9 protein-coding genes and 2 pseudogenes are annotated in these 9,266 nt (G+C 65.3%); 5 read left to right on the plus strand and 6 right to left on the minus strand.

Annotation, left to right across the window (positions count from 1 at the left end):
* Positions 1-145: pseudogene (locus D6M19_RS33620) on the minus strand (NADH-quinone oxidoreductase subunit A); the annotation flags it as partial.
* Positions 146-269: 124 nt separating this feature from the next.
* Here D6M19_RS33620 and D6M19_RS33625 point away from each other — a divergent pair.
* On the plus strand, positions 270-692 hold the full coding sequence (locus D6M19_RS33625; RefSeq protein ID WP_234835168.1) for a PleD family two-component system response regulator: 423 nt from the start codon (positions 270-272) through the stop codon (positions 690-692).
* Here D6M19_RS33625 and usfY read toward each other — a convergent pair.
* The 5 genes from usfY to D6M19_RS33650 all read right to left on the minus strand — a co-directional run bounded on the left by usfY (position 689) and on the right by D6M19_RS33650 (position 5,077).
* Positions 689-1,024, minus strand: coding sequence for a protein UsfY (usfY, locus tag D6M19_RS33630; protein ID WP_123029618.1), 336 nt, complete (start codon positions 1,022-1,024; stop codon positions 689-691). The genes D6M19_RS33625 and usfY overlap by 4 nt on opposite strands.
* 86 nt (positions 1,025-1,110) lie before the next feature.
* Positions 1,111-1,992: a LysR family transcriptional regulator gene (locus D6M19_RS33635; RefSeq protein ID WP_123029619.1), complete on the minus strand. Its 882-nt coding sequence runs from the start codon at positions 1,990-1,992 to the stop codon at positions 1,111-1,113.
* On the minus strand, positions 1,989-2,981 hold the full coding sequence (cbbX, locus tag D6M19_RS33640; RefSeq protein ID WP_123029620.1) for a CbbX protein: 993 nt from the start codon (positions 2,979-2,981) through the stop codon (positions 1,989-1,991). Before cbbX ends, D6M19_RS33635 begins: the two co-directional genes overlap by 4 nt.
* A gap of 192 nt (positions 2,982-3,173) precedes the next feature.
* Complete coding sequence (locus tag D6M19_RS33645) at positions 3,174-4,358, minus strand: GAF domain-containing sensor histidine kinase (RefSeq protein ID WP_164478828.1); 1,185 nt, start codon at positions 4,356-4,358, stop codon at positions 3,174-3,176.
* A 59-nt stretch (positions 4,359-4,417) separates the two neighbouring features.
* Positions 4,418-5,077 carry a response regulator gene (locus tag D6M19_RS33650; protein WP_123029625.1) on the minus strand — a complete coding sequence of 220 codons (660 nt, stop codon included), beginning with the start codon at positions 5,075-5,077 and terminating at the stop codon, positions 4,418-4,420.
* A 152-nt stretch (positions 5,078-5,229) separates the two neighbouring features.
* Here D6M19_RS33650 and rpe point away from each other — a divergent pair, with 152 nt between their 5' ends.
* From rpe to D6M19_RS33670, 4 genes and pseudogenes are all read left to right on the plus strand, one after another.
* The gene (gene rpe / locus D6M19_RS33655) at positions 5,230-5,916 is read left to right on the plus strand and encodes a ribulose-phosphate 3-epimerase (protein WP_206428709.1); all 687 of its coding nucleotides are present in this window, start codon (positions 5,230-5,232) and stop codon (positions 5,914-5,916) included.
* Positions 5,913-7,943: a transketolase gene (tkt, locus tag D6M19_RS33660; RefSeq protein WP_123029622.1), complete on the plus strand. Its 2,031-nt coding sequence runs from the start codon at positions 5,913-5,915 to the stop codon at positions 7,941-7,943. The genes rpe and tkt overlap by 4 nt, the downstream gene beginning before the upstream one ends.
* Positions 7,940-8,740 (plus strand): HAD-IA family hydrolase, encoded by an 801-nt coding sequence (locus D6M19_RS33665; RefSeq protein ID WP_123029623.1) that lies wholly within the window; start codon positions 7,940-7,942, stop codon positions 8,738-8,740. Before tkt ends, D6M19_RS33665 begins: the two co-directional genes overlap by 4 nt.
* Before the next feature lie 57 nt (positions 8,741-8,797).
* Positions 8,798-9,266, plus strand: a pseudogene (locus D6M19_RS33670) (pyridoxal 5'-phosphate synthase lyase subunit PdxS); the annotation flags it as partial.

The raw sequence follows: 9,266 nt of genomic DNA on the forward strand, positions 1-9,266 counted from the left end.
GCAACGGCTCGATACCGCACTCATAGGCCTCCAGCTTGGCGCGGTTGTAGCGCCGCGGCCCGCCAAGCAGCGCGGCCACGACCGAGAACACGGCAAACCCAGCGGCAATCGCGCCGAGTACCAGGATCGGTGTAAACGCGTTCACGGGATGGCCTTTCGTGCCGGGTGTGTACAGCCAGGCTGACGAACCCCACGGCGGGGGAGCACCCCGACCTGGGGGACGGCGGAGGGGATTCACTCCACGGGAAGGGACCACTACTATCCGCTACGTGATTCAAGAGGCAGGCCGCACCAGTTCCTATGCGCCGCTGCGGGTTCTGGTCTACAGCAGCAACGCCGAAATGCGCATGTGCGTGCGCAAGGCGCTCGGGCGGATGCCCGACAGCGGTATCGCACCCTTGCATTTCGTCGACACGGCCACGCATGCGGCGGTCATCTCCATGATGGAGTCTGGGTCGATCGATCTGGCTATTCTCGATGGCGAGGCGGCACCGTGCGGTGGAATCGGCCTGGCCAAGCAGATGAAAGACGAACTGCTGCAATATATGCCGATTGCCATCATCACGGCGCGTGCTGACGATGCCTGGTTGGCAAGTTGGGCACGGGCCGATGCCGTGGTGTCACATCCGGTGGACCCGGTCGAGCTGCGAGGCGCGGTTCTCCCGCTCCTGCGCAGCAGGATGCTCACTTAAGCGGGCCACGTCCTGCCGGTCATCAACTCGGAGCGTTGCCCGTTGAGGCATTCGGGATGCTCTGCCAGCCAATGGCGTTCGATGCGCAGCACGCGGCGGTGTTCGACCACGAGCCACGCGATACCGCCCGTTATCGCGAGTGCACCGGAAACCCCTGCGGTGAGCACCCACTCGTGACGCTGATAAGCAGCCGACGCAACACTGCCTATCAGCGACAAGACGCCAAGGGCGATGGACAGAAGCCCGGGCCAGCAATAGACGTCGATGAAGGACTCACCGGCATGCTGATGGGTGGTGCGGAAATGGTCAGTCGGATCGTGTGTGTCTGCCATAGCTCCTCCTGGTAAATAGCTACCTGAAGAGCTATTCCGAAGGCAGCGCGCGTCCATCCCCCTCCTGGGTGGGCCGCCGGGTGGGCTCAGCCGGCGGAACGCCAACCCAACTCGCGATGGGCGAGCAAGTGTGAGATCAACAATTCCGTCGATCCCGTGCAAGGCGACTGGGTGACGATGTGCCACGGCCGATCCAGCGGGGTACCCGGCACCGCCACCTCGACCAACGCCCCTGTCTCCAGTTCGCGGCGCACCGCCTGCCGGGAGACGAGCGTGACACCGAGTCCCGCGACCGCCGCGGCGACCACCGCACCGTGTGAACCCAACACCATCTGCGGCGGGTTGGCCTCGATCTCCTCGAGGAGTGCTGTTGTCGTAGCCCTTGTGCCCGAACCTGATTCACGTAGCAGCCACGTCGCCCCTGCCGGGTCGAAATGCCGTGCGGTTTCGGGTGGGGCCACGACGACGAGGGCATTGGGGCTGACCGCCCTGACCTGAACCTGGTCGAGCTCTGCGGGTGGGCGTCCTGCGACGACCGCATCGACCTCGTGGTTGGCCAGCATCGGCCAAATCGCCTTTCGGGACGCCACTTCGAGCTTGCACTCGACGCCAGGGTACTTCGCGGTGAAGGATGCCAGCAGCGACGGGAGTAGCAGTTCGCCCGCCGTCGTCACCGCGGCGAGCCGGACGGACCCGTTCGCGGGGTCGACCTCTCCGCGCGCCGCCATGACTGCTTCGTGATGAAGTCCGAGAATCTTTCTGGCGTAATCGACGTAGCGTTGACCGGCAGGTGTGAGCCGGACGCCGCGGCCGTGCCTGTCCACCAAGGGAACACCGACCTCTGCGCTCAGGCTGCCCAATGCCGACGAGATCGCCGACTCGGTCACCACCAGCCGTTCCGCCGCCCCCCGAACGGACCCGGTCTCGGCGAGTTCTACCAGTGCCCGCAGCCGGGCGTTGGTCGTCACGCTGAGCCCGTCGTGCGGTCGCCGAACACCCGACTGGCGCGCAGATCGGCACCTTCGATCGTCGTCAGAGCCGCGAGATCGACATGGGAGTCGGTGTCTGCGACCAATCGCCGCGCGTGTCGTAATCGCGCGCGCTCCATGGCGTTCCGGACGCTTCGCGCATTGGCGAACCACGGTTGGTCGATTCGTAGGCGTAGATACTCGCGCAACACGTCCCGACCGTCGACCGACAACGAGTAGCCCAGCTCCTTCGTCATTAACACCGCGATCTGCTCGAGTTCCTCGACGGTGTAGTCGGGAAAGGTGATGTGATGGGCGACGCGACTCTGCATGCCGGGGTTGGCCGAGAAGAACTGGTCCATCTTGTCCGCGTACCCGGCGAAGATAACGACGAGGTCGTCGCGGTTGTTCTCCATCACCTGCAGCAGGATCTCGATTGCCTCTGCCCCGTAGTCGCGTTCGTTCTCGACCTTGTACAGGTAGTACGCCTCGTCGATGAACAGCACGCCGCCCATGGCGCGCTTGATCACCTCTTTGGTCTTGGGCGCCGTGTGACCGATATATTCACCGACGAGATCGTCGCGGGTCACGCTGACAAGGTGTCCACGGCGCAGGTATCCGAGCCTGTGCAGCAGATCTGCCATCCTCAGCGCGACCGTTGTCTTCCCGGTGCCGGGATTACCCGTGAAGCACATGTGCAGCGTCGGCTGTGGTGCGGTGATTCCGTAGCGGGCTCGCATCCGATCGACCAGCAGCAGCGCGGCGATCTCGGCGATCCGTGTCTTGACGGGCGTCAGCCCGACGAGTTCGGTATCCAGCTTGGCCAGCACGTCGTCGACCCCGGCGTCGCGGCGCGCCGCCACGAGATCCACTTTCGCATCCGCAGCCAACACCGCATCTGCAACCGCTCCGGCGACGGTCGGTTCGCCGAGCTGCCCGGGTGTGAAACCGAAAGAGCGACGTGATGTTTCGGCGACGGGCTGTGTCATGTGGCGTTAACCGCCTCGGTGCCCGTTCGAACGAAGCATCCTTCTGCCATGGCATGAATGCTGCCATGGCAATGGTGAACATGTCTATTAAGAATGAGGCATTGATAATCAACTGATCGCTTCAGCGATCTACCTGCTGTTTGCGGTCGACTGCGCTCGATACGTCGCCCGACGAAGCGGACCACGGACTAGTTAGTCGTCCCGGGTCGGTGGCAGCGGAATCGTCGCTGTCACGGCGGTACCCGATCCCGGCCGGGAGCGGATGTTGAGTTGGCCCCCGACGAGTTCTGCCCGTTCCGACATCGACAGCAGACCGTAGCCGCCGGTCTCGTCGATCCCAGGCGGCCGCTCAAGCATGTCGAAACCCACTCCGTCGTCGGCGATTTCGAGCTGGGCCGTGTCGTCATGAACGGTGAAAGCCAGACGCGCAGTCGTGGCGTAGGCATGTTTGACCACGTTCTGCAGGCATTCCTGTGCGATCCGGTACAGGGCGATCTCGATGTGCTCAGGCAGGCGGGTCTCGGTCAGGTCCACCTGGAGACACAACTGCGGGATCGAGCGCGCCAAACTCGCCAATCCGCCCGCCAGGCCGAGGTCATCGAGCACCGGTGGTCGCAGCCCGCCGATCGCAGCGCGGGCTTCCTGAAGCGTCAACTCGACGAGTTCACGCGCGGCCGTCAGCTGAATCGACGCCTCGCCGGGGTTGTCGGCGACGGCTCGCGCGGCGGCATCGAGCCGGTATGACAGCGTGATGAGTCGCTGCGAGATCCCGTCGTGGATATCGCCTGCCAGCCGGCGTCGCTCAATCTCCTGGGCTTCGATGACCTGCTCGACGAAGTTCTCGTGGGCGCGCTCGCGACCGACCAGCTGACGGTGCAACCTCGCCTGATGCAGCGCGCCCGCGATGAGACGCCCGATCACCGACAGCAGTTCCACGTCGCCGGGCGTGAACTCGCGGCGATCCACCGTGTGCACGGTCAGCTCTCCGACCAGCCCGCCCGGGTCCGTCTCCATCGGCACGGACACCATCGAGGTGAAGTGCGAATCGTGGAGCGCGTCGATGGGCACGTACCTGGGATCGGATTCCTTGTGCTCGGTGATCACAACGGGCTCGCGATGGCTGGCGACCCAGCCGGAGATGCCCGACCCCAGCGGTAGCTGAACACGCCCGACCAGACGGTCGAACGGTGGGGTTGCGCCCGCCAGCGTCAAAGACTGATCGCTGTCGTCGAGGACGTGGACGAAACACACGTCGGCGCCGGTGGCATCAGTGATCATGCGGGCCGCCGCAGCGGCGAGCGGCTCGACTTCCGGCCCGTTCGATGCCGCCTGAATGAGCTCGCGAAGCAACGCCAGTTCGCGATCCGTCTCTACCAGATCGTGTACAGAATTGGCACGATCGGTTCCGCCGGCCGGCGGCGCGGGCGCCGTATTCCTCACTGGTAGATGCCTTCTCGCAGAGCCGTCGCAACGGCGGCCGTCCGGTCGGCGACCGCGAGTTTGCGGTAGAGCGACCGCAGATGGCTCTTGACAGTTTCATCGCCGATGACGAGTTTGTTGGCGATGCCACGGTTTGACAGCCCGGTCACCATGTACGACAGGATCTCGCTCTCCCTCTGGGTCAACCCCTGTCGTGCGCCCGGCCAGAACTCGTCGCGTTGAAGACGCGATGCGGTGTCGGCAGCACGCAGGGCGAGTCCGGGATCGATCGCGCTCTCTCCGTTGCGCACCAGCTCGAGTTGGCGGACAAGATCGTCGCTGCTAATGCTCTTGAGCAAGTATCCAGATGCGCCGACACGCAACGCCTGGAAAAGGTACTGCTCGTCTTCATACACCGATAACATGACGACCTTGCGATCCGGATTGCGTTGGCGCAGAGCGAGACAAAGGTCAAGTCCGCTGGAGCCCTGCATCCGCACATCGCACAGCACCACGTCAGGGTCGAGGCTGTCGACCACGCTTACCGCCCGGTCGACACCAACTGCCTGGCCAACCACCCGCACCTTGCTTCCAAAGCCTGCGAGCATCGCCTTCAAACCTTCGATAACCATCTCGTGGTCGTCGACCAACACAAGCCGCACAGGACCTGTGACCATCGTCGTCATGGGCACACCATAGAGGCGTCAACACCGCCCAGTCACGGGACTTTCGGCCCTAACGGCAGATATAACCCGCTCAATCCCCCGCACAGGGGGAATCGGCGCTGCCATCAGCTCCATAACATCGCCGCAAACCAAAAGGAGGTCGAATGAATATGCGCGCGCCGACACTGGTCGCTTCAGTTCTGCCTGCGGACTTTTCGGAGCTCGGCGAGGAGGTCAGGCGGTTGGAGAAGGCAGGCGTGGACCGGATCCAGTGGGATGTGATGGATGGGCGGTTCGTGCCCAACCTCACGTTCGGCCCCGACGTCATCAGCGCCAATCGCGGACACGTGTCAATGGGTTTCGAGGCGCACTTGATGGTGGACGATCCCGATCCCATGCTCGCGAAATGGGTCGAGGCGGGATGCGAGATTGTCATCGTGCACGCCGAGTCGGTCCGGCACTTGCACAGAACCCTCAGCGTCATCGCCGATCTCGGCGCGAGAGCCGGTGTCGCGCTGAACCCGGCCACGCCATTGGAAGCGGTGACCAACGTCCTCGACCTCGTTGACCTTCTGCTGGTGATGACCGTGAACCCAGGCTTCGGCGGTCAGCAGTACCTGGCCACGATGGAACGCAAGATCGCCGCCGCCAGAGCCGAAATCGACGAACGCGGTCTCGATATCGAACTCGAGGTCGACGGGGGAATCGCCGCGGGGACGATCGGCGCGGCCGCACGCGCAGGCGCGGACGTGTTCTGTGCGGGCTCGGCGCTGTTGAACGGTGCAGGCACCCTCGAGGACCGGGCGACGGCGTTGCGCAGTGCCGCCACCGACGGAATCGAGTCCCGTTGAGCACCGCTCCCAGCGCGACTGGTTGCGCAGACGTCCTCACCGATGAGATCGACAGGCTGGCGATCACCACACTGCGTTTCCTGGCCGCCGACACCGTGCAGTCTGCCAACAGCGGTCATCCTGGCCTGCCGCTCGGCGCCGCGCCCGTGGCGTGGGCTCTTTGGTCGCGACACCTTCGCCACGACCCGGCGCAGCCGCGCTGGCCGGACCGGGACCGGTTCGTTTTGTCGGCAGGCCACGGCTCCGCCCTGTTGTACGCATTGCTGCATGTCTTCGGATACGACCTGACGGTGGACGACCTGGCCCAGTTCCGTCAGCTTGGGTCGCGCACGCCCGGACATCCGGAGTTCGGGATGACACCCGGAGTCGAGACGACCACCGGTCCGCTCGGCCAAGGCCTGGCGAACGCGGTGGGTATGGCGCTGGCCGAGCGGATGCTCGCGGCGCGATGCAACGACGGTGAGCACCGAGTCGTCGACCATCGCACCTGGGTCCTTGCCGGTGACGGTGACCTGATGGAGGGCATCAGCCATGAGGCCGCCTCAATGGCCGGACGGCTCGGCCTTGGACGGCTGACCGTCATCTTCGACGACAACAACATCACCATCGACGGTCCTGCGGACCTCAGCTGCGGCGACGACGCCCTCGGCAGGTTCGCCGCCTACGGCTGGCACACGCTGTCCGTCGAAGACGGAAACGACGTGGCCGCGATCGATCGGGCGCTTGCCGAGGCCCGCACGGTCGAGTCTGCTCCAACATTCATCAAGGTGCGCACCACGATCGGGTACGGGGCCCCTGGAGTCGAGGGAACGTCGAAAGTCCACGGCAGCCCACTGGGCGTCGAAACCCTTGCGGCCATGCGGGCCAGGTTCGACTGGCCGACGACAGCTTTTTACGTGCCCGAGAATGTCCGGTCGACGACGGCGGTCCTGGCCGCCGAAGGGGCAGCCGCGCGAGCGGAGTGGGTTCGCGCATATGCGAATTGGACGGCCGACCATCCCCAGCTCGCGGTGGACTTCCCACTGGACCGCGTCCCGCCACCCCCTGGCTGCGAAGTCTTGGCACCGTTGTTCGATTCGCAGTCGACGCTGGCGACCCGCCAGGCATCCGGCGCGGCGCTGAGCGCGCTGGCACCGCAATATCCGGGCCTGATAGGCGGATCGGCCGACCTGGCGGGATCGACCAACACCGCCATATCGGGCGGGGACGTTGGCGCGGGCGACTTCGCAGGCCGGACGATTCACTTCGGCATTCGCGAGCATGCGATGGCCGCGGCGATGAACGGAATCTCGGTGCACGGCGGCCTTCGGCCGTTCGGTAGCACCTTCCTCGTATTCTCCGACTACCTGCGCCCGGCCCTGCGATTGTCTGCGCTGATGCGTCAGCCCGTCATATATGTGTTCACCCATGATTCGGTCCACATCGGTGAGGACGGGCCCACCCATCAGCCGATCGAGCACGTCGAATCGCTGCGCCTCATACCCGGCGTTGCCGTGCTGCGGCCCGCCGACGCCGCGGAGGCCGTACTGGCCTGGGAGATCGCCGTGCAAAACCTCTCCGGTCCGACCGCGTTGGTGCTCACAAGGCAGAGCCTCCCGGCGCTCGGCGCGGCCGGGCTGTCGCAGATCCGTGAGCGTGGCTTCCGTGTTGTCCGCGGCGATCTCGACGAGCCAAGCGTCGTGCTGGCCGCGAGTGGATCGGAGGTGTCGTTGGCGATGGAGGCGGCGGACCTACTGGCAGCCCGGGGAGTGAGGGCCGCCGTGTTGTCGGTCATGTGGCGGGAACGGATGCATAGTGCGCTGGCGGCTGACCCGGCGACATTGCCGGACTGCCCGGTGGTGTGGGCTGAGGCAGGCGCGACGACGGGATGGCGAGCGATCGCACGCGACGGCGACCGTGTCCTGGGCCTGGACCGATTCGGTGAGAGCGGCCCGGGGCCGCAGGTGGCCGCTCAGCTCGGCCTGAGGCCGACTGCGATCGCCGACGCCGCGTTCACCGCGCTGGGCCTTGCCGAACGCTGGGAATGAAGCGACATCGGTTCGGCGAGCTCGAGTGTCCGGAGCTGCGGGCGGTGATCTTCGACGTGGACGGCACCCTCGCAGACACTGAGCGCGAGGGCCACCGGCCGGCGTTCAACGACGCATTCCTCGCCCACGGTGTCGACGTCACATGGAGTCCGCAGGAGTACGGCCCACTCCTGGGGATCACTGGCGGTCGACGACGGATCGCCGCAGACCTGCGCGCCCGTGGCTTCGGCGACCGTGCAGAGGACCTGGCGGCCGAGATCCACCAAACGAAGACGGAGCTGTTTCGGGCGCGGATCATGGCCGGGGACGTGTCGCCGAGACCTGGTCTCGTCAACCTGGTGCGCGGCCTGGAGGCTGACGAGATTCGCATCGCCGTCGCCACCACCGGGCGATCCGCGTGGGTGGACCCCTTGGTCGAAAGCATCCTCGGCCATGGCGTCGCCGAGACGGTCGTTACCGGTGACGAGGTAAGCCGACTGAAGCCCGACCCCGAGGTGTACAACCGCGTGCTCGACGAACTCGACGTGTGCGCTGAGAATGCGCTTGCCATCGAGGATTCAGAGGTGGGCCTGCGGGCGGCGACGGCGGCCGGCCTGGCCACGATCGTGGTCACCACGGATTACACCGCAGACCAGGACTTCGGCGGCGCAGCTGCGGTGCGTGCCGCCTTCGACGGCGTGGAGTCGCTCGACTCTGCCTCGTGCAGTCGGATACACCGGCAATGGTGGATACGCAGGCGACTGCCGACGTATGCCGACCACATCGCAGCCGAAATCGACACGTGCGCTGCCGATTAACGCGTTCGGCGGGCAACTACGGGTCGATGCTCTCCCATAGTCACGACAGGAAGCGCCATGACCGCAGACTTACGAATTTCACGATCTTCGTCCAACCAAGGCGCGGGCACCGTGCGGGTGAAGCGCGGGATGGCCGAGATGCTCAAGGGTGGGGTGATCATGGACGTGGTCACCCCGGAGCAGGCCCGTATCGCCGAGGGCGCGGGTGCGGTGGCGGTGATGGCGCTGGAACGCGTTCCTGCCGACATTCGTGCCCAGGGTGGGGTGTCGCGGATGAGCGACCCCGACATGATCGAGGGCATCATCGCCGCGGTCACCATCCCGGTGATGGCCAAGGCGCGTATCGGCCATTTCGTGGAGGCGCAGATTCTGCAGAGCCTCGGGGTGGATTATGTGGATGAATCCGAGGTGTTGACCCCGGCCGATTACAGCCATCACATCGACAAGTGGAAGTTCACGGTGCCGTTTGTGTGTGGTGCGACGAATCTGGGTGAGGCGTTGCGTCGGATCACTGAGGGTGCGGCGA

This window comes from Mycolicibacterium stellerae, from assembly GCF_003719305.1.
GTDB lineage: Bacteria > Actinomycetota > Actinomycetes > Mycobacteriales > Mycobacteriaceae > Mycobacterium > Mycobacterium stellerae.